Raw genomic sequence first — 18,313 nt, 5'->3', positions numbered from 1 at the left:
TATAAGGGGGATTTTATTATGTCACAACAAGTTACAATGTCATTTTCAGTAGTACCACAAGCGAAAACGAAAGATGTATATTCTGTTGTCGATAAAGCAATTGAAGTTGTGCAACAATCGGGAGTTCGTTATGAAGTAGGGGCAATGGAAACAACTTTGGAAGGAGAATTAGATGTACTTCTTGATGTCGTTAAACGTGCGCAACAAGCTTGCGTCGACGCTGGAGCAGAAGAAGTGATTACTTCTATTAAAATCCATTATCGTCCAAGCACTGGTGTAACGATAGATGAAAAGGTTTGGAAGTACCGTGATGAATATGCAAAACCAGAAGCAATCTAAACTTATTACAACTATTTGGCTTATCCTTCTCATTGCGATATGGGAAGGATCTGTTTCATTATTTAAAATCGAACCGTGGATTTTACCAAAGCCTTCTGCCATTGTTCAAGAATTAATTGGGATGAAAGATTTACTATTACCAAATACGATGCAAACACTGCAGGAAGTTATAATTGGACTATTCTTTGCAATTTTATTGGGGACGAGCATCGCAATTATTATGGACGTTATACCGTTATTTCGTATTTTAATAAATCCATTGCTCGTTATTTCGCAAACAATTCCAATTGTTGTACTTGCACCGCTATTTATTATTTGGTTTGGATATGGGATGTTGCCGAAAGTAATGGTCGTAATACTCGTTTGTTTCTTCCCAATTGCGCTTAGTATTTTAGAAGGTTTTCAAACAGTAGATAAAAATATGCTGAAACTGTTACAAACAATGAAGGCGACGAAATGGCAAGTTTACCAGAAGGTAAAATTTCCAGCAGTGCTCCCATACTTTTTCTCAGGTTTAAAAATTGCAGTTACATATAGCGTAATGGGGGCAATTATCGGAGAATGGCTCGGTGCAAGTGAAGGATTAGGTGTTATGCTTACGAGGGCTACAAAATCCTTTTTGACTGCCCGAGTATTTGGTGTTGCAGCAATCATCGTTATGGTGACATTATGCCTGTATTTTATCGTAGAGTTTATGGCAAGAATAACAGCACCATGGATATATAGAAAGGACGGCAGAAAATGAAAAAAGGTTTGAAAGTTATGTTAGCTGCCTTAGTAGCGGTAGGTGTGGCTGGATGTAATCCGGCGAAGAAAGAAGAAAGTGCAAGTAAAGATCAAAAAGTAAAAGTAGTATTAGATTGGTTTCCAAATACGAATCATACTGGCTTGTATGTAGCGAAAACGAAAGATTATTACAAAAAGCAAGGATTAGATGTAGAAATTATTCAACCAGGTGACAATGTAACAGCAGAGCAAATGATAGCATCAGGAAAAGCAGACTTCGCAATAAGTGCACAAGAAAATGTAACGTTAGCTCGTGTAGAAGGAATTCCTGTTGTATCTGTAGGAGCGATTATTCAGCATAACACTTCAGCGTTTGCATCGCTTAAGAAAGACAATATGACGTCACCGAAAGATTTTGAAGGTAAACGTTACGGCGGCTGGGGAGGACCAGCAGAAGAAGCGACATTAAAGACGATTATGGATAAACATCAAGCTGATTTTAATAAAGTTGAAAAAATCATCTTAGGACAAACAGATTTCTTTAAATCAATTGGCCGTGATGCAGATTTCGAATGGATTTATTACGGTTGGGATGGTATTGAAGCGAAGCGTCAAGGAAAAGAGTTAAATACGATTATGGTGAAGGACTTAGATCCAGCGCTTGATTTCTATAGTCCTGTTATTATTACGAGTGAAAAACATACGAAGCAAGATAAAGACTTTGTGAAAAAGTTTATGAGTGCAACGACAGAAGGTTATAATTTTGCAATTAAGGAACCGAAAGAGGCTGCTGATATTTTAATTAAAGCTGTTCCAGATGTGAATAAAGATTTAGTTCAAGAAAGCCAAAAATGGTTAAGTACGAAGTATCAAGATGATGCTAAAGCATGGGGAGTACAGAAGGAAGAAATTTGGACGAATTACATGAATTTCTTATATGACAACAAAGTTATTAAAAAGAAAATCGATGTAAAAGATGCTTTTACAAATGAATTCCTTCCAAGTGAAAAATGAGCGGATTACAAATAAAAAATATAGTGAAATCTTTCGACGGAAAGAATGTATTAGAGAATATTAGTGCCTCTATACAAGAGGGAGAGTTTGTTTCCTTTGTAGGACCGAGTGGTTGCGGGAAAAGCACATTATTAAACATGATTGCAAATGTTGAAAAACCAACAAGCGGGAACGTAACGTATAACGATAAGCAAGTACAAGAGCAAGATGTTGTTAGTTATATGCCACAACAAGATTTATTACTACCGTGGCGATCAGCTTTGCAAAATATCGTTCTTCCGTTAGAAATTGAAGGAAAGCCGAAAAAACAAAGGCTGACAGAAGGAATGGAAGCATTAAAGCAGTTCGAACTAGATGAATATGCAAACCATTATCCAGATGAATTGTCTGGTGGTATGCGTCAAAGAATTAGTTTTCTGCGCACATATTTATGTGAAAAGCCAATTATGCTGCTTGATGAGCCTTTTGGTAAATTAGATGCATTTACAAAAATGGAAGTACATAGCTGGCTTTTAAACTCTTGGCATCAAGAGAAGCAAACAATCGTTATGGTTACACATGACTTAGATGAGGCAATCTTGCTTTCAGATCGCGTATTTATTTTATCTCAAAGACCAGCGTCAATAGTTGGCGAGGTACAAGTGAAATTACCTAGGCCGAGAAAGATGGATATGTTAACATCACTTGAATTAAAAAAGGATAAAGAAGAGATTTTAAGTGTGTTAGCTCCTTATATGAAAAAATAGAAAAAGCTGATGTTTTAATTTTAGACGAACCGACTAATCATTTGGATGTAGAAACTAAGATGGCTTTATAGGAAGCATTACAACAATACAAAGGAACGGTTTTAATTGTCTCACATGAACCTTCTTTCTATGAATCGTGGATAACAAAAGTATGGAATATAGAAGATTGGAATGCTGAACAATATGAATAAAGAAAAGGCATTAGCTTTTATGAGCTAATGCCTTTTCTTTGTGATTAACATGATTTTCGAGAACTCTTACATGAGAATTGTATGAAGAAGCACTCTTATGGTGCGCTTATAAGCGTGCTTTTTCTTTTGTTATATTTATAATAATACGAAAGCCTTTCCCTAACAGGTGACTATCTTTCTTTATATATATAGATAGTTCAAAATGGAATGAAAATAATTCCTTTATGTAAAGGATAATATGGATATTATAGGAAGACAATAGAAATTAAAGGAAATCCATGTAAAATTCAAATAAACTTCATATAAACTTCATATTAGAAACTAAATATAATTATAACAAGTTATTGAGATATTTTTGATTTTTCGTAAAATTAAAAGTTTGAATTTAGGAGGTATTGCTCAAACCTAAATTCAAACTTTAGTGAAGTAATTAATGGATATTACGTCTAGTTTTCGCTAATGACGGCATTTAAAAGTTCGGCAGGATTACCTGTTCCTGCACCGCCAATTGTAATAGATCCACCAGAAGGAATTTCACCATTCCATCCTGCGTTCGTAATTACATAATGATTATTTGTTTTACTACTAATTTTAGAATCCCAAACTTGTGTTAAATTGCCGCTATAATCAAATTCTAATTTCCAATTTTTAATAGGAGTCGTTCCATTATTTTTGATTATAATCGAGAAGTTATAACCGCTGCCCCAATTCGAAGTGACTGAAAATGTAGCAGTACCATTTCCATCAGGAGGTGTCGTATTAGCTTCATCCGTTTTGACAGTAAGAGCGGTAGGTTGTGATTTATTTCCAGCAGCATCTTTGGCAATTATTGAAAATGTGTATTCCGTATTAGGTTTTAAGTTTTTAATTGTAATGCTATTTGTTGTTGTACTCCATTTCTCTTCTCCAGCAGTAATTTCATATTCCGTAACTCCTACGTTATCAGTAGATGCAGTCCAGTTTAATTGAACTGAGTTTGAATTTTTATTCGTAACTACAATGTTTTTAACATTCGTTGGTGGCTCAGTATCTTTTTGATTAATAGGTCCACCAAGTAATTCTTTTACTAGCGTATCAAGTAATTTTGGACCACTGCAACTATATTTTGGACTTGTACGGCAATCTCCGCTTAGTTCCCAAAACATTGCTCCACTTAAACCTTTCGTCTTTATATAGTCTGTTTTGTATTTCATAGATTCATTGTCATCGTAGCTAATAAATGTGCCTGTAGTTGCATTATATAAGTAAGGTACTTTAGCTGTGTCATTCCAGTAGCGTACAAAACCATTTTTATTAACGTAATTGGCTGCTAAATCACCGTAATCATACACACCTGTGTCACCGGTAGAGTAATCATCCCAAGTACCTTTAGAAGCAAGTTTCCCATCACTACCTGGTTTGCAAGGTTGATATTGTCCGTTATTTTCTTTGCCACAACTTTTCCAGCCACGTCCGTAAAAGGGTACGCCTAATACTAGTTTATCGACTGGAACACCTTCATTTGTATAAACATTTATAGCACCATCTACGTAAAAATTCGTATTTGCTGCTGGGTCATTTGGATCCTTATATAGAGCTGCATTATGATTAGAAGTAGCTTCCCATCCGCCGTGGAAATCATATGTCATAATATTAATCCAATCGAGTATTTGAGAAATTTTCTTTAGTTCTGTATGATCAGCGTAGCGTTGGCTTGCACCTGAAGCGATTGTTAGTAAATATTGTTTGCCATCTTCAGCACCTGCTTTATTCAAAGCATTCCGGACGTCTTGAAGAAGGAGAGTGAAATTTTGTTTATCTTCAGGACGATAACTACCACCAGGAATCGTTTCAACGCCCGGATATTCCCAGTCTAAATCTACGCCATCAAACCCATATGCGCGAAGAAAAGCTACTGTAGATTCAGCAAATACTTTTCTTGTTTTTTCATCAGCGGCCATATCAGAAAAGCGGTTAGACCAAGTCCAGCCACCAACGGAAATAATTGTTTTTAAGTGAGGATATTTAGCTTTTAATCGTTTTAGTTCCCCGAAATTTCCGCAACGGGCATATTTATCGCAATCTTCCCAAGTTGTCCCTGAGACAGGATACGATTTGGTAACATCAGCCCATGGTTCCCCGAGTACGAGAGTACCATTAGGAACCTCTTTATTTTGCAATGGTACACCAGATTCTTTACAGTTCCACGTTTGTTTATTTGGATTATCAGGATGAGTAGAAGGGTTTCCATGTTTTCCATTCCAACAAATATCCGCGAAAGCATAGTTAAGGTGAGTAAGTTTTGATGCATCAATGTCAGCAACTTGATAATTACGTCCGTAAACGCCCCACGAAGGAAAGTACCCAACAATTTTTTGACTTTGCTTTGGTGAATCTGCTAATGCGAGATTTGGAGTAATAAAATTTGTGAGAAAAAGAGGTAAGAAAAGTAGTAGGGATAGTAATAGCAGTGTGAATTTTTGAGACCTCATAGCCATTTCTCCTTTCAAAATAAAAGATATATTTAAAGGCATACGCCAATAAATCAAAATGAATCTAGACGTGTGAAACGTCTAGATAAAATGATCAGACATCACGAAGTCTATACAAGGGAGCTGGGGGTGATTAAATCGTAACAAATGTAAGATTTAGTGTAAACGCTTTATTAAGTTGAAAAAGACTTTCTCAATACAAAAAGGCTTGAATACAAACTATATATGAAAACGAAAGATTGGTATGGGAGGAAATAGCTCATTATAAATAAATTTGAGAAAAAATTGTATGGAGCCAATTATTAAAGACGTAGAAAGATAAGGAAATATCATGTAAAATAATAGTAAAAATATGTAAAGGAGGGAATAGTGTGGATGTGTTTTTGAACATTGCTGAAGAAAAAATTCGACAAGCAATACGGAATGGTGATCTTGATTATCTTCCGGGAAAAGGAAAACCACTACAATTAGAAGATCTTTCAATGGTACCTCCAGAACTTAGAATGAGTTATAAAATTTTAAAAAATGCGGGAATGATTCCACCAGAAATGGAACTACAAAAAGATATATTAAAAATAGAGGATCTAATTGCTTGCTGTTATGATGAAGCAGAGAGAAAAGAATTACAAGAAGAGTTAACAGCAAAAACGCTTCGTTTTCAGCAGGTAATGGAAAAGAGAAAGATTAAAGATAGTTCAGCTTTTCGTATGTATCAAGACAAAGTATTTCGTAAATTACGCTAAGAGGGATAAGATGACTACATTTAAAACGATAGAAGAATTAGCGACCTATATCGAAGAACAACAATTGGTACTTCTGTTTATTAAAACGGAAAATTGTGGTGTTTGTGATGTTATGCTAAGAAAAGTAAATTGCGTATTAGAGAATTATGATTACGTAGAGAAAATAGAGATATTACTACAAGACATGCAGGAGATTGCGGGGCGATATGGAGTATTTACAGGGCCAACAATTTTATTATTTCATAATGGAAAAGAAATTCTTCGTGAATCACGCTTCATTTCACTTGAAAATCTAGAGAGAACCATTCAATTATTCGAGGAATAAGGGAGGCTTTTAAATGGAATTTATTATTGTCATACTATTATTTGTTGTAGTTGGAACAATCGTAACAGCAGTTCGATCGAACAAAAAGAAGGTAAATCTTACAAAACAAAATAACATTCATAATTCATCTAACAGCTCATCACCATTATTTTTCTTTGCTGGATCTGATAATGATAGCTCGCATGATGGCGGCTCACATGATTGTGGAGGATCTTTTGGGGGAGATAGCGGAGGAAGCTGTGGTGGCGGTGGTGATTGATAAAAATGCGCCTTATATAGGCGTATTTCTTTTTAAACAAACGTTTGATTAGTCGGCTTACATATGCATAAACACAGTTAAACAAACGTTTGTTTAATATTTTTAACATACTAAGGGGAATGGAAATGAAAAGGGAACCGAAAGTGAAAAATAAGGGGAAAGTAGTGTTATTTTTATTAGCTGCGGGAGGCGTATTTCTTGTTAAATTAGCATTTAAATTTGGAACCATACATATGATTCGAACTTGGTTTGAAAGTACGTTTTCTTAAATAAGGAATATAGCCTCTTGCGATAGAGGTTTTTGATTTGTTATTATTAGACTGAACGGTCGGTTTAAAGAGGTGTGAATATGAGAAGAAGCGCAGAAGAGATAAAGAAAGAAATTGCATATAAAGCAGAAAGTCTATTTTCACAGAAGGGCTACGCAGCTACATCTATGGAAGAGATTTGTGAAATTACAGAGCGAAGTAAAGGAAGTATTTATTATCACTTTAAAAGTAAAGAAGAATTATTTTTATTTGTAGTGAAACAGCATACGTATGATTGGATTGAAAAATGGAATGAAAAAGAGAAGTTGTATAGCACTAGTACTGAAAAACTATATGGTCTCGCGGAATATCATGTAGAGGACATACAGCAACCAATTTCAAATGCAATAGAGGAATTCTCTATGAGCCAAGTTGTAAGTAAAGAGATTCTGGATGAACTGTTAGCTTTAACTAGAGAATCATATGTTATGTTTGAGAAATTAATTGAAGTAGGTATACAGTCTGGAGAGTTCCGTGAAGATAATACTCGTGATCTTATGTATATTGTAAACGGATTATTATCAGGACTTGGAGTGCTTTACTACGAATTAGATTATAAAGAGCTGAAACGTATTTATAAAAAGGCAATAGATGTATTGTTAAAAGGAATGGCAGCTGAATAATAGGTCAGTTGCTTTTCTTACAAAATAAATTAGACCGAACGGTCGGTTTATGAAAGGGGAATGAAAATGAACGCTTTATTTAAAAACCGAGCATTTATGCTCGTTATGGCGTCTGATATTTTACAACAATTTGCAATTTGGATCAGAAATATGGCTCTTTTGTATTTTATAATGGAGCGAACGAATAATGATCCAGTTTCTGTTTCGTTGTTATCAGTTATGGAATATGCACCTATTTTTATTTTCTCGTTTATCGGTGGTGCGCTAGCTGATCGCTGGAATCCGAAAAGAACAATGGTCGCTGGAGATGTATTAAGTGTACTGTCTATTATAGGAATTGTCTTGTTGTTAAAGCTGGATTATTGGCAGGCTATATTTTTTGCAACACTCATTTCCGCGATTGTAGGTCAGTTTTCTCAGCCCTCATCTTCGCGTATATTTAAGCGCTATGTAAAAGAAGGAGAGGTAGCAAATGCGATTGCATTTAACCAAACATTACAGTCATTATTTCTGATTTTTGGACCAGTGGTAGGATCGCTTGTGTATACACAACTTGGTTTATTTACATCACTATATAGCTTAATCATTTTATTTTTGTTATCTGCTATCGCCCTTTCATTCTTACCAAAATGGGTTGAAAAAGAGCAGGTGGCGAGAGACTCATTAAAAAATGATATAAAAGAAGGTTGGAAGTATGTTCTTCATACGAAAAATTTACGTATGATTACGATCACTTTTACAATTATGGGTTTAGCTGTTGGATTAACGAATCCATTAGAAGTATTTCTTGTAATTGAACGTTTAGGTATGGAAAAAGAAGCTGTTCAATATTTAGCGGCAGCTGACGGAATAGGTATGTTACTCGGTGGTATTGTTGCTGCAGTTTTCGCTTCAAAAGTGAATCCGAAAAAGATGTTTGTATTCGGTATGGGTATATTAGCCCTTTCATTTTTAGTAGAAGGGCTATCTACATCATTTTGGATTACTAGTTTCATGAGATTTGGAACAGGTATTTGTTTAGCTTGTGTTAATATTGTTGTCGGTACGCTTATGATTCAACTTGTACCAGAAAATATGGTTGGAAGAGTAAATGGAACGATTTTACCACTGTTTATGGGGGCAATGCTAATTGGAACTTCATTAGCTGGAGGATTAAAGGAACTAACTTCACTAGTTACTGTGTTTTGTATAGCGATGGCACTTATTTTATTAGCGATAGGGCCAGTTGTACGTATGCAAATAAAGAAAGAAGATATCGCTAACAAAGAGGCACTAACAAATTCATTAGCTTCAAAATAACTATTGTAAGGGAGCAATATTGCTCCTTTTTTCTTTGAGGAACTTTTGACAACTATATGAGCCAATTATATACTGATGTTGTAAAAACGATTTTACAGGTTAGGAGCAATGGTGTGAAAAATCAAATCTATGAATTACGCACTGAAAATAATATTTCACAAGGCGCATTAGCTGATAAATGTAAGGTTTCTAGACAAACGATAAATGCAATTGAGAATAATAAATATGATCCAAGCTTAGCGTTAGCGTTCCGTTTAGCTGAAGTATTAGGAACAACTGTTGATAAATTATTTTTGTACAAGCAGTAGAGTCGTTCATTATAAGGCGCACCTTTAAAAATAAAAAAGATCCTCTTCTTATGAGAAGAGGATCTTTTCTTATAGCGTTTTAGTCTTTGGACTAGGTGGTGTAACGGATGTATTATTTTCTGGAACTCTAGTTAGTAAGAATCCTCCGATAATAAATAGAACAATAATACTAAGAACACCAGCGTTTGTTTTTCCTGTTAATTGCGTTGTAACACCGACTAATACCGGACCCATAATTGCGGCAAACTTCCCAAATATATTATAAAATCCGAAGAATTCATTAGCAGATTCTTTTGGTACTAGTTTTGCAAAGTATGAACGACTTAGTGCTTGAATACCACCTTGAGATGTAGCAACTAACATTGCTAAAATCCAAAAATCAAGTGTCGTTTTTAAAAAATAAGCATATGTGCAAATAATGATATAAATAATGATACCGACATATAGCATTTTTTTGCCAGTAAATGTTTCAGATAATTTTCCGTATAGTAAAGCAAATGGACAAGCGACAATTTGTGTTACAAATAATATGATTAATAGATTCGTTGCACTAATACCGAGATCGGTTCCGTAAGCGGTAGACATAGTAATAATTGTATCGACTCCGTCAATATAGAAAAAGTAAGCGATTAGAAACATAAATACAGTTTTATATTCTTTAATATTTTTAAAAGTATCAGCGAGACGTTTGAAGCTCATTCTAATAGGTCTTGGATGACGCTCAATATAGTGTGTTTGCTCTACGTTTTTTAGCATTGGAATTGTAAATAACCCCCACCAAAGAGCTGTTATTGCAAAGGAAATTTGACTAGCAATGCCGACCGATAAGGGAATAGTTCCTTTTTGAGAAAGAATAATAAGAGCGATACAACCGATAAAAGGAATTGTACTCCCGATATAACCTAATGCAAATCCTCTTGTAGAAATTCGGTCCATTCTATCTTCAGAAGTGACGTCTACTAAAAATGCATCATAGAAAATGTTTGCTCCAGCAAAGCCGATTAAGGCGAGCATATAGCACCCTAGCAATAAGTACCACTGAGAGGTTGGAACGACTGCTAACATACTTGTAAATACGATACCGAGTCCAAAGAAGAATGTGAAAAAACGTTTTTTAAATCCTTTATAATCAGCAACTGTGCCAAGAATAGGAGCAAGTATAGAAATTAAAAGTGTTGCGAATGAGTTTGCATATCCCCAATATGCTGTTGAAGTTGCCCCAGATAGTCCAGCTTCTTTTGCAGCTGCTTTAAAGTAAATTGGAAATAATGCAGTTGTAATGACGAGCGAGTATACAGAGTTCGCCCAATCGTATAATATCCAGCTTTTTTCTTGTCTGGACATTTTTTTCATATAATGTTCCCCCTTAAATTTGTTTTACTAACAGTGTACAAAAATAAAAATTATAAAAAGAGAAACAGTGATGAATTTTACATAACTTTTACATATATACACAGTTCTTTACAATTGGAGTAAATCCTCTACAATTGCTCCGTCTGTTTCACCTAAGTGTAAACCGAGTAGTCTAGCGATAGTTGGACCTTCATCAATAAGTCTCATATACGGGACGGTAAAGCCACTTTTTATTCCTTTCCCAGCAGCGATAAAAATTGTTTCATAGTTAGGTTTTGTTGGAGAGTATCCATGCGTACCAAATGTATATTTTTTACTAGGCGTAACATCTTTTTCAGTAATTTCTTTTATAAAATCTCCTGTATAGTTTTCAGTGAAATAATACCCTTCTCGTGCTTCTAACATGAATAAACAATTAACGTCTGCACCGCAGTCTTTGGCAGCTTCATCATGAAGTATAAATTCAATTCCGTTTTGTTTATTTTGAAGTAGTTCTTCAAGGAGTAGTTGTACCTCCCGGATTGTATCCGTATCATTTTTGTCCTTTACATATACATAGGCAGAGCCGTCGCAACTTTGGCAATAGGCTTTCCAGTCTACTAATTTTCCTTTTTTATTAAGAGATATAAGTCCTCTTTGATGGAATAGCACATTTAATTGGATGGATTTGTTTTCACTTAAAGCGCTATGATCACCAAGGGCAATAATTGTACTTTCTTCGTATAGGTTACTTTCTTTTAGTGCTTGAATAATTTTCCCTAGACGTTCGTCGTGTCTCTGGATAGCAGCTGTTGTTTCGTTAGATTCAAAGCCGTGATAGTGTCTTTGTGTGTCTAGATCGGTGAAATGTACGAACATGACATTAGGCTTTTTCGTCTGGATTGTATGCACAGCAGAGGCGAGGACGAAATCATCCAGCTCTGGTTGTGATAAACCATTTCTTATATGGCCGAAACGACGATTTAAATCTAATTGGTATAGTGGGCTACCGCTAAATAAGGAAACTAACACTTGATTTTGCCAAGGTCTATTGGGGAAAATTTCTGGTAAATTGTAATCGATGTTCGCTCTTCCAGTAACAGGCCATAGAAGGGCAGCTGTCGTTAAATTTGCTTTGCGCGCTTCATCATACAATGTTGTTCCTTTTATTGATTTTCGGTACCAATGCCAATCAGGTGATTCACGCCCTGGTTGAAGTAACGTATTGCTAACAACACCGTGCTTGTTAGGGTAATTACCAGTTACGATTGTTGAGTGGCTTGGATATGTTAGGATAAATTGGTTCTACTTTTTCGACAACCGTGCCCTTTTTTATTAGAGATTGGAAATGAGGTAGTTTTTGTAGTATAGGAAAATCTAAAGCTGATAAACAGTCGAATGATAAAATAATGACGTGGTTTGTTAATGCTTTATCCATAAAGTTCCCTCCTGATTATATAAAACTTATTATTATATATTACTATTAATACATAGTAATAAATATATATTTTTAGGTGAAAATTTATTATTTATTTTCAGAAAAATTAAACATATAATTAAGTATAAGGGAATCTATGGAAGGAGGAAACACTATGGATTGGTTAGATGGATTTGGTATTTTTTACATCATTGGCGGAATCACGATTATCCTTGTATTTGCTATTTCATATTTACTAAAGAAACGGTTTCCAGACAAACAGTTTCCAGACAAACAGTTTGATATTATATTTGCACTTAGTTTAATACTTCTTTGCTTAGCGTCCTTTCCCGTTACAATGATGGTTATTGGTGGGTGGGAAGGAATGGGATATGGATTTATTGGTTTCTTCGTTCTACTTGGTACACTTATCGGTATGATTGCACATCAACTGGTGAAAATTACGCGGAAAAGCTACGTATAAAACTGCAAAAAATGAAAAGGATATATAAAAATAAGAAAATTAGCTATTGTTTTAAAAAAGAATTTGTATTATGATAATCAACAAATTTATTTCGTTATAACGATGAAAAAGGACTAGTACATGTTCAACCTTTTTAGCAGAGAGAGAATCCGTTAGGCTGAAAGATTCTTAAAAAGGCAATATGGAACCTGCCTTTGAGTTCTGCATATGCAGCGGGAATTTCCCGTTATCAAAAAGAGAGCATGCGCAATTTTTGTGCATGAATCAGGGTGGTAACGCCGGCAAAGCTCGGTCCCTATTTAGGGACGCGGGCTTTTTTGTATTTTCTAGAAGGAGGAAGACTGACTATGGCAAAAGAACAAGTGCAAGCCATTACGAAGATGGAAGAGGACTTTGCGCAGTGGTATACCGATATTGTAAAAAAAGCCGAACTTGTTGATTATTCAAGTGTAAAAGGGTGCATGATTTTACGTCCGTATGGTTATGCCTTATGGGAGAATATGCAGAAGGTGATGGATGAGAAGTTAAAAGGAACTGGCCATGAAAATGTATATATGCCAATGTTTATCCCAGAGAGTTTATTGCAAAAAGAGAAGGATCATGTTGAAGGGTTTGCTCCTGAAGTAGCATGGGTTACGCATGGTGGAGATGAAAAGTTAGCGGAAAGACTTTGTGTACGTCCTACATCTGAAACTTTATTCTGTGAGCACTTTTCAAAAATTGTGCAATCCTATAATGATTTGCCAAAGTTATATAATCAGTGGTGCTCAGTAGTTCGTTGGGAGAAGACAACTAGGCCGTTCCTTCGTACGACTGAATTTTTATGGCAAGAGGGTCATACAATCCATGAAACGGCAGAAGAATCGCAGGCTGAAACATTAAATATTTTAAACTTATATGCTTCTTTCTGTGAGGATTATTTAGCAATACCAGTTATTAAAGGACAAAAAACAGAAAAAGAGAAGTTTGCTGGAGCAAAGGCAACTTATACAATTGAAAGTTTAATGCATGATGGAAAAGCACTTCAAACAGGAACCTCTCATAACTTTGGGACGAATTTCTCAGAAGCATTTGATATTAAGTTTTTAGATCGTAACGGTAAGTGGCAATATGTGCACCAAACATCTTGGGGTGTATCAACAAGAATGATAGGCGGGCTAATAATGGTTCATAGTGATAATAATGGACTTGTAATGCCACCAAAAGTCGCTCCAGTGCAAGTTGTTATTGTACCAATTGCTCAGCATAAAGAAGGAGTTTTAGCAAAAGCAACAGAGTTACAAGGACATATTCAAAAGGTTGCACGAGTAAAAATAGATGCTAGTAATAAAACACCAGGCTGGAAATTTAATGAGTATGAAATGAAGGGGATTCCAATTCGATTAGAAGTTGGCCCTAAAGATATTGAAAAGAATCAAGTTGTACTTGTAAGAAGAGACACGAAGGAAAAAGAGTTTGTATCAATGGATCAATTAGAAGAACGTATTCCAGCATTACTTGAAGAAATTCATATTGCTTTATTTGATAAAGCAAAAGCATTTCGCGATGAGAATACGTATGTTGCGACAAATTTCGAAGAGATGAAAAAAATAGCTGACGAAAAGCAAGGCTTTATTAAGGCAATGTGGTGCGGGGAATTAGCTTGTGAAGAAAAACTAAAAGAAGAAGTTGGAGTATCTTCACGTTGTATGCCTTTTGAGCAAGAGCATTTAGCTGATGAATGTATTTGTTGTGGTAAAGAAGCTAAACAAATGGTGTATTGGGGAAAAGCGTATTAATACTTTTTCTGATAGGTGATAAAAAGGACTTTGGGCTGCATAATAAAATGCAATCCAAAGTCCTTTTTAGTTTTATAAAGTATTTCATGTATTCTTTAGATGGAAGTATGTTGCTCTTATTTTACGTTTTTACGACGAATAAACAGTAACATACCAATTAGGAATATTGAAAGACCCATTAAAATAGATATAGGGTAATGCGTTGCGGTATTCGGTAATTTATCACCTTGTTTTTTCGTATTATCTTTTACACTACCCCCTTGAGAACCGTTGCCCTCCTGAGAATTGCTATCGCCTTTAACACGATTGCCACCTTGAGAGCCATTACCGCCGTGTGAACCACTGCCACCAGAGTCATTGCCACCAGAACCACTGCCACCGGAACCGTTGCCGCCATCGCCACCAGAACCATTGCCGCCAGAGCCACTGCCACCGGAACCGTTACCGCCAGAACCACTGCCACCGGAACCATTACCACCGGAACCATTACCGCCGGAACCACTGCCGCTAGAACCGTTGCCACCAGAACCGTTATCGCCGGAACCATTGCCGCCAGAGCCACTGCCATCAGAACCGTTACCGCCGGAACCGTTGCCGCCATCGCCACCAGAACCGTTTTCACCAGAACCGTTTTCACCAGAGCCGCTGCCACCGGAACCACTATCGTCCTGAGAACCGTTATTTCCTGGAGGTTTATTATTATCCTTTGAGTTTCCTTCTGCAAAATGATCGCTATTTTGTACAATAGCGTTTGTTAATGGTTGGAAGTTTTCGGTTGCAGCATTACCGATATTTAAACCGCTAAAAAAAGATAGAGAGAGTGTTGATGCTAAAATGAAGATTTTCGTCATGGTTTTCCTCCTAAGAAATGAATGTTCCATCTAAAATACATCCCTTTGTAATATTTCTTAGGAAAAAGAGTTTTATGCAAAAAAAACTATATATAGAAAAAGGTGGTATATTTGTCAAAGCAGAAAAGAGTTAATGTAGATTTCCTACAAATAATAGAGGTGGAGAATTTACATTCATAACGGTAGAGGAAGTGGCAGTAGATGAAAGAGTATATAGCGTTTGATATTGGCGGTACGCAAATTAAGTATGGCATTATTTCAGAAGCAGGGAGAGTATTAAAGCGTAAAACAGTTGCAACAGAAATTCACTTAGGCGGAGAACAAATTATTCAAAAACTCATTCTTTTATCAAAAAAATTAATGAATGAACATACTATTGCCGGAATTGGTATTAGCACTGCGGGAATTGTTGATATTAATAAGGGAATTGTGACGGGAGGCGCGGATCATATTCCGGGATATAGTACTATTCCTATTATTGATAGATTGCAAGAGATATTAAAAGTTCCAGTATCGATTGACAATGATGTGAATTGTGCAGCGTTTGGAGAAAAGTGGAATGGTAGTGTAAGAGAGAAAGAGAACTTTATTATGCTCACCATTGGAACAGGAGTTGGGGGAGCAATTTTTATAGATGGAGAATTGTACCGAGGACATTCATTTAGTGCTGGTGAATGGGGGAATATGCTAATAGAAGGAAAAACGTTTGAAGAGGTTGCTTCGATTTCAGGATTAATTCGGCTTGTAAGAAAATATAAAGGCAAAGGCGAGTGGAATGGGAGAACAATTTTTGAGTTGTATGATAAAGGAGATAGAGAAGTTGCTCAAGCAGTTGGGATTTTCTTTAAACATTTGGCAATCGGAATTAGTAATCTTGCTTATATTTTTAATCCAGAAACAATTATTATTGGGGGAGGAATTACCGATAGAGGAAATGAGTTTTTAAAAGAAGTAAAAGAAGAGGTCAGTAAATACTTAAATCAAGAGATTTATAATAATTGTGAGATTGAACTTGCACAAAACGGTAATTGTGCAGGAATGATTGGTGCTATTTACCACTTATTACATCATCATAAGTAAATTATATGAATGTTTTCATATAACTGAGAATTTATCCTTTTTATCAATAGGTAAATAATGCTACAATATAAGAGAAGAATACAATATTTTCCGATATGGAAAATGCTTTGTAGAAAGGGAGAAACTTCATGCCTATTATTTTAGAAAAAGGTCAAAAGATCGATTTAACGAAAGGACAACCAAAAGTAGCAAAACTACAGGTTGGCTTAGGCTGGGATCCAATTGGGCAATCAGGTGGATTTCTGTCTTCATTATTTGGAAGTAAACCAAATATAGATTGTGATGCATCTGTTGTTATGTTAGAAGGAGATCGTTTTTTAAACAAAAATGATTTAGTTTACTTCGGAAACAAACTTTCTACTTGTGGTAGTATTATTCATTCAGGAGATAATTTAACAGGTGAAGGCGAAGGTGACGATGAAACAATCTTTGTAGAATTACATAAAGTCCCAAGTCGTATTAACCGTTTAGTATTCGTTGTAAATATTTATGACTGTGTAAACAGACGTCAAGACTTTGGTATGATTCGTAACGCTTATATTCGTATTCAAAATCCTCATACAGGTGAGGAATTAGCACGTTATAATTTATCAGAAAACTATGCTAGTAAAACAACTTTAATTGCAGGAGAAATGTATCGCTACGAAAATGAGTGGAAGTTTTCAGCAGTTGGAGAAGGCACGCAAGATAAAAACTTAAGTGAGATTGTATCACGTTATCAATAGGATAAACTAAGGAGGAATTTTTAAATGGCATCTATTTCTTTAAAAAAGGGGCAAAAGGTAGATTTAACAAAAACAAATCCAGGTTTATCAAAGGTACTTGTAGGGCTTGGCTGGGATACAAATCGTTATGATGGACAAGCTGATTTCGATTTAGATGTTAGTATCTTTTTAGTAGGTGCGAACGGTAAAGTTTCAGGAGCAGAAGATTTCGTTTTCTATAATAATCCCAAAGGTGCGAATGGTGCTGTAGAGCATTTAGGAGATAACCGAACTGGTGAAGGCGAAGGCGATGATGAAGCGATTAAAATCGATTTAAAAAATGTTCCTGCTCACATCGAACGTATTTGTTTCACAATTACAATTTATGATGGAGAAGGCCGCAGCCAAAACTTTGGTCAAGTTTCTAACTCATTCGTACGTATTCTCGATGAAGAAAAGAATGCAGAGTTAATTCGTTACGATTTAGGAGAAGATTTCTCTATTGAAACAGCGGTAGTAGTAGGTGAATTATACCGCCATGCAGGTGATTGGAAGTTCAATGCAATCGGAAGTGGATTCCAAGGTGGGTTAGCGTCTCTATGTAATAACTTTGGTTTAGATGTAGAGTAATAGATTCAATTTATATATCCATTGGTGAAATGCATGTTTACTGATGGGTATATTTTTAAAGATAAAAATATAGAGGTGAATATAAATGGCTATTCAGTTACAAAAAGGACAGAAGATTGATTTAGGTAAGACGAGTCCTGGTTTAACAAAAGCAGTAATTGGTCTTGGATGGGATATTAAATCTTATGATGGCGGAGACGATTTCGATTTAGATGCATCTGCTTTTTTATTAGATGCGAACGGGAAATGTACGAAGGAAACTGATTTTATCTTCTATAATAATTTAAAGTCTCCTTGTGGATCAGTTTTACATACTGGCGATAACAGAACAGGTGAAGGCGAAGGCGACGATGAGCAACTTGTTGTAGATTTGAAAAAGGTTCCAGCAGACGTTCATAAAATTGCTATTACAGTTACAATTTATGATGCGGAAGGCCGTAATCAAAACTTTGGACAAGTAGGAAACGCATTCGTTCGTTTAGCGAATGAAGAGACGAACGAAGAAGTTCTTCGTTTTGATTTAGGGGAAGACTTCTCTATCGAAACAGCAGTTGTCTTTTGTGAATTATACCGTCATAATGGACAGTGGAAGTTTAATGCAGTAGGAAGTGGATTCCAAGGTGGTTTAGGTGCGCTTGTAAGAGCGTATGGCTTGGATGCATAGAAAGGAAACGATATTCGTTTC

At 35.7% G+C, this 18,313-nt stretch carries 20 protein-coding genes, 2 pseudogenes and 1 other annotated feature; of the genes and pseudogenes, 18 read left to right on the top strand and 4 right to left on the bottom strand.

Annotation, left to right across the window (positions count from 1 at the left end; genetic code table 11):
• Positions 1–18: 18 nt before the first annotated feature.
• From ACS2CR_RS08515 to ACS2CR_RS08495, 5 genes and pseudogenes are all read left to right on the top strand, one after another.
• Complete coding sequence (locus ACS2CR_RS08515; protein ID WP_000082906.1) at positions 19–339, top strand: MTH1187 family thiamine-binding protein; 321 nt, start codon at positions 19–21, stop codon at positions 337–339.
• Entirely contained in the window at positions 311–1,084 is a 774-nt protein-coding gene (locus ACS2CR_RS08510) for an ABC transporter permease (protein ID WP_001057166.1), read from the top strand. Before ACS2CR_RS08515 ends, ACS2CR_RS08510 begins: the two co-directional genes overlap by 29 nt.
• Complete coding sequence (locus ACS2CR_RS08505; protein ID WP_000715568.1) at positions 1,081–2,079, top strand: ABC transporter substrate-binding protein; 999 nt, start codon at positions 1,081–1,083, stop codon at positions 2,077–2,079. The genes ACS2CR_RS08510 and ACS2CR_RS08505 overlap by 4 nt, the downstream gene beginning before the upstream one ends.
• On the top strand, positions 2,076–2,825 hold the full coding sequence (locus ACS2CR_RS08500; RefSeq protein WP_053512353.1) for an ABC transporter ATP-binding protein: 750 nt from the start codon (positions 2,076–2,078) through the stop codon (positions 2,823–2,825). Before ACS2CR_RS08505 ends, ACS2CR_RS08500 begins: the two co-directional genes overlap by 4 nt.
• Positions 2,822–3,016: pseudogene (locus ACS2CR_RS08495) on the top strand (ABC transporter ATP-binding protein); the annotation flags it as partial. The gene ACS2CR_RS08500 and the pseudogene ACS2CR_RS08495, both read left to right, overlap by 4 nt.
• Positions 3,017–3,462: 446 nt before the next feature.
• Here ACS2CR_RS08495 and ACS2CR_RS08490 read toward each other — a convergent pair.
• Positions 3,463–5,487 carry a glycosyl hydrolase family 18 protein gene (locus ACS2CR_RS08490; protein ID WP_053512352.1) on the bottom strand — a complete coding sequence of 675 codons (2,025 nt, stop codon included), beginning with the start codon at positions 5,485–5,487 and terminating at the stop codon, positions 3,463–3,465.
• Between the two features lie 371 nt (positions 5,488–5,858).
• On the opposite strand from ACS2CR_RS08490, the gene ACS2CR_RS08485 reads away from it, so the two are divergent.
• From ACS2CR_RS08485 to ACS2CR_RS08455, 7 genes are all read left to right on the top strand, one after another.
• The gene (locus ACS2CR_RS08485; protein ID WP_016111321.1) at positions 5,859–6,230 is read left to right on the top strand and encodes a DnaJ family domain-containing protein; all 372 of its coding nucleotides are present in this window, start codon (positions 5,859–5,861) and stop codon (positions 6,228–6,230) included.
• Positions 6,231–6,240: 10 nt separating this feature from the next.
• Positions 6,241–6,555, top strand: coding sequence for a thioredoxin family protein (locus ACS2CR_RS08480; RefSeq protein WP_000206517.1), 315 nt, complete (start codon positions 6,241–6,243; stop codon positions 6,553–6,555).
• 13 nt (positions 6,556–6,568) lie between these two features.
• The gene (locus ACS2CR_RS08475; RefSeq protein ID WP_000394369.1) at positions 6,569–6,814 is read left to right on the top strand and encodes a hypothetical protein; all 246 of its coding nucleotides are present in this window, start codon (positions 6,569–6,571) and stop codon (positions 6,812–6,814) included.
• A 125-nt stretch (positions 6,815–6,939) separates the two neighbouring features.
• Positions 6,940–7,083 carry a hypothetical protein gene (locus tag ACS2CR_RS08470; RefSeq protein WP_000817981.1) on the top strand — a complete coding sequence of 48 codons (144 nt, stop codon included), beginning with the start codon at positions 6,940–6,942 and terminating at the stop codon, positions 7,081–7,083.
• Positions 7,084–7,163: 80 nt separating this feature from the next.
• Positions 7,164–7,745 carry a TetR/AcrR family transcriptional regulator gene (locus tag ACS2CR_RS08465; RefSeq protein WP_001254434.1) on the top strand — a complete coding sequence of 194 codons (582 nt, stop codon included), beginning with the start codon at positions 7,164–7,166 and terminating at the stop codon, positions 7,743–7,745.
• Positions 7,746–7,811: 66 nt separating this feature from the next.
• Entirely contained in the window at positions 7,812–9,044 is a 1,233-nt protein-coding gene (locus ACS2CR_RS08460; protein WP_000992568.1) for an MFS transporter, read from the top strand.
• Between the two features lie 56 nt (positions 9,045–9,100).
• Entirely contained in the window at positions 9,101–9,352 is a 252-nt protein-coding gene (locus ACS2CR_RS08455; RefSeq protein ID WP_002023181.1) for a helix-turn-helix transcriptional regulator, read from the top strand.
• Between the two features lie 69 nt (positions 9,353–9,421).
• On the opposite strand, the gene ACS2CR_RS08450 is transcribed toward ACS2CR_RS08455, so the two are convergent.
• A complete protein-coding gene (locus ACS2CR_RS08450; RefSeq protein WP_000738812.1) occupies positions 9,422–10,705 on the bottom strand; it encodes an MFS transporter in 1,284 nt (427 codons plus the stop codon).
• 108 nt (positions 10,706–10,813) lie between these two features.
• A pseudogene (locus ACS2CR_RS08445) lies at positions 10,814–12,122 on the bottom strand (ectonucleotide pyrophosphatase/phosphodiesterase).
• 154 nt (positions 12,123–12,276) lie between these two features.
• Between ACS2CR_RS08445 and ACS2CR_RS08440 the strand changes: the two are divergent.
• Both ACS2CR_RS08440 and proS read left to right on the top strand, forming a co-directional pair.
• Complete coding sequence (locus ACS2CR_RS08440) at positions 12,277–12,585, top strand: YesK-like family protein (protein ID WP_153602565.1); 309 nt, start codon at positions 12,277–12,279, stop codon at positions 12,583–12,585.
• Positions 12,586–12,678: 93 nt separating this feature from the next.
• Positions 12,679–12,885 (top strand) — a binding site (T-box leader).
• Between the two features lie 47 nt (positions 12,886–12,932).
• On the top strand, positions 12,933–14,363 hold the full coding sequence (gene proS / locus ACS2CR_RS08435) for a proline--tRNA ligase (RefSeq protein ID WP_001040994.1): 1,431 nt from the start codon (positions 12,933–12,935) through the stop codon (positions 14,361–14,363).
• Between the two features lie 116 nt (positions 14,364–14,479).
• Here proS and ACS2CR_RS08430 read toward each other — a convergent pair whose 3' ends face one another.
• Complete coding sequence (locus ACS2CR_RS08430; protein WP_153602566.1) at positions 14,480–15,214, bottom strand: LPXTG cell wall anchor domain-containing protein; 735 nt, start codon at positions 15,212–15,214, stop codon at positions 14,480–14,482.
• Positions 15,215–15,415: 201 nt separating this feature from the next.
• Here ACS2CR_RS08430 and ACS2CR_RS08425 point away from each other — a divergent pair, with 201 nt between their 5' ends.
• The 4 genes from ACS2CR_RS08425 to ACS2CR_RS08410 all read left to right on the top strand — a co-directional run bounded on the left by ACS2CR_RS08425 (position 15,416) and on the right by ACS2CR_RS08410 (position 18,292).
• On the top strand, positions 15,416–16,294 hold the full coding sequence (locus ACS2CR_RS08425; protein WP_000666107.1) for an ROK family protein: 879 nt from the start codon (positions 15,416–15,418) through the stop codon (positions 16,292–16,294).
• Positions 16,295–16,422: 128 nt separating this feature from the next.
• Complete coding sequence (locus ACS2CR_RS08420) at positions 16,423–17,019, top strand: TerD family protein (RefSeq protein WP_001121578.1); 597 nt, start codon at positions 16,423–16,425, stop codon at positions 17,017–17,019.
• Between the two features lie 24 nt (positions 17,020–17,043).
• Complete coding sequence (locus ACS2CR_RS08415; protein WP_000146720.1) at positions 17,044–17,628, top strand: TerD family protein; 585 nt, start codon at positions 17,044–17,046, stop codon at positions 17,626–17,628.
• Between the two features lie 85 nt (positions 17,629–17,713).
• Entirely contained in the window at positions 17,714–18,292 is a 579-nt protein-coding gene (locus tag ACS2CR_RS08410; RefSeq protein ID WP_001007532.1) for a TerD family protein, read from the top strand.
• Positions 18,293–18,313: the final 21 nt, after the last annotated feature.

Source organism: Bacillus cereus group sp. BceL291 (assembly GCF_051776705.1).
In the GTDB taxonomy this organism is placed as follows: Bacteria; Bacillota; Bacilli; order Bacillales; family Bacillaceae_G; genus Bacillus_A; species Bacillus_A cereus.
Note: the sequence above shows the minus strand (reverse complement) of the source record. Positions and strands in the feature narration are given on the sequence as shown.

What these genes read in the sequence shown, in the direction of transcription:
- ACS2CR_RS08490 (WP_053512352.1), bottom strand. Translation starts at nt 5,487, where the DNA reads ATGAGGTCTCAAAAATTCACACTGCTATTACTATCCCTACTACTTTTC.
- ACS2CR_RS08440 (WP_153602565.1), top strand. Translation starts at nt 12,277, where the DNA reads ATGGATTGGTTAGATGGATTTGGTATTTTTTACATCATTGGCGGAATC.
- ACS2CR_RS08425 (WP_000666107.1), top strand. Translation starts at nt 15,416, where the DNA reads ATGAAAGAGTATATAGCGTTTGATATTGGCGGTACGCAAATTAAGTAT.
- proS (WP_001040994.1), top strand. Translation starts at nt 12,933, where the DNA reads ATGGCAAAAGAACAAGTGCAAGCCATTACGAAGATGGAAGAGGACTTT.
- ACS2CR_RS08410 (WP_001007532.1), top strand. Translation starts at nt 17,714, where the DNA reads ATGGCTATTCAGTTACAAAAAGGACAGAAGATTGATTTAGGTAAGACG.
- ACS2CR_RS08510 (WP_001057166.1), top strand. Translation starts at nt 311, where the DNA reads ATGAATATGCAAAACCAGAAGCAATCTAAACTTATTACAACTATTTGG.
- ACS2CR_RS08450 (WP_000738812.1), bottom strand. Translation starts at nt 10,705, where the DNA reads ATGAAAAAAATGTCCAGACAAGAAAAAAGCTGGATATTATACGATTGG.
- ACS2CR_RS08430 (WP_153602566.1), bottom strand. Translation starts at nt 15,214, where the DNA reads ATGACGAAAATCTTCATTTTAGCATCAACACTCTCTCTATCTTTTTTT.
- ACS2CR_RS08415 (WP_000146720.1), top strand. Translation starts at nt 17,044, where the DNA reads ATGGCATCTATTTCTTTAAAAAAGGGGCAAAAGGTAGATTTAACAAAA.
- ACS2CR_RS08475 (WP_000394369.1), top strand. Translation starts at nt 6,569, where the DNA reads ATGGAATTTATTATTGTCATACTATTATTTGTTGTAGTTGGAACAATC.
- ACS2CR_RS08465 (WP_001254434.1), top strand. Translation starts at nt 7,164, where the DNA reads ATGAGAAGAAGCGCAGAAGAGATAAAGAAAGAAATTGCATATAAAGCA.
- ACS2CR_RS08455 (WP_002023181.1), top strand. Translation starts at nt 9,101, where the DNA reads ATGAGCCAATTATATACTGATGTTGTAAAAACGATTTTACAGGTTAGG.
- ACS2CR_RS08480 (WP_000206517.1), top strand. Translation starts at nt 6,241, where the DNA reads ATGACTACATTTAAAACGATAGAAGAATTAGCGACCTATATCGAAGAA.
- ACS2CR_RS08420 (WP_001121578.1), top strand. Translation starts at nt 16,423, where the DNA reads ATGCCTATTATTTTAGAAAAAGGTCAAAAGATCGATTTAACGAAAGGA.
- ACS2CR_RS08505 (WP_000715568.1), top strand. Translation starts at nt 1,081, where the DNA reads ATGAAAAAAGGTTTGAAAGTTATGTTAGCTGCCTTAGTAGCGGTAGGT.
- ACS2CR_RS08460 (WP_000992568.1), top strand. Translation starts at nt 7,812, where the DNA reads ATGAACGCTTTATTTAAAAACCGAGCATTTATGCTCGTTATGGCGTCT.
- ACS2CR_RS08515 (WP_000082906.1), top strand. Translation starts at nt 19, where the DNA reads ATGTCACAACAAGTTACAATGTCATTTTCAGTAGTACCACAAGCGAAA.
- ACS2CR_RS08470 (WP_000817981.1), top strand. Translation starts at nt 6,940, where the DNA reads ATGAAAAGGGAACCGAAAGTGAAAAATAAGGGGAAAGTAGTGTTATTT.
- ACS2CR_RS08500 (WP_053512353.1), top strand. Translation starts at nt 2,076, where the DNA reads ATGAGCGGATTACAAATAAAAAATATAGTGAAATCTTTCGACGGAAAG.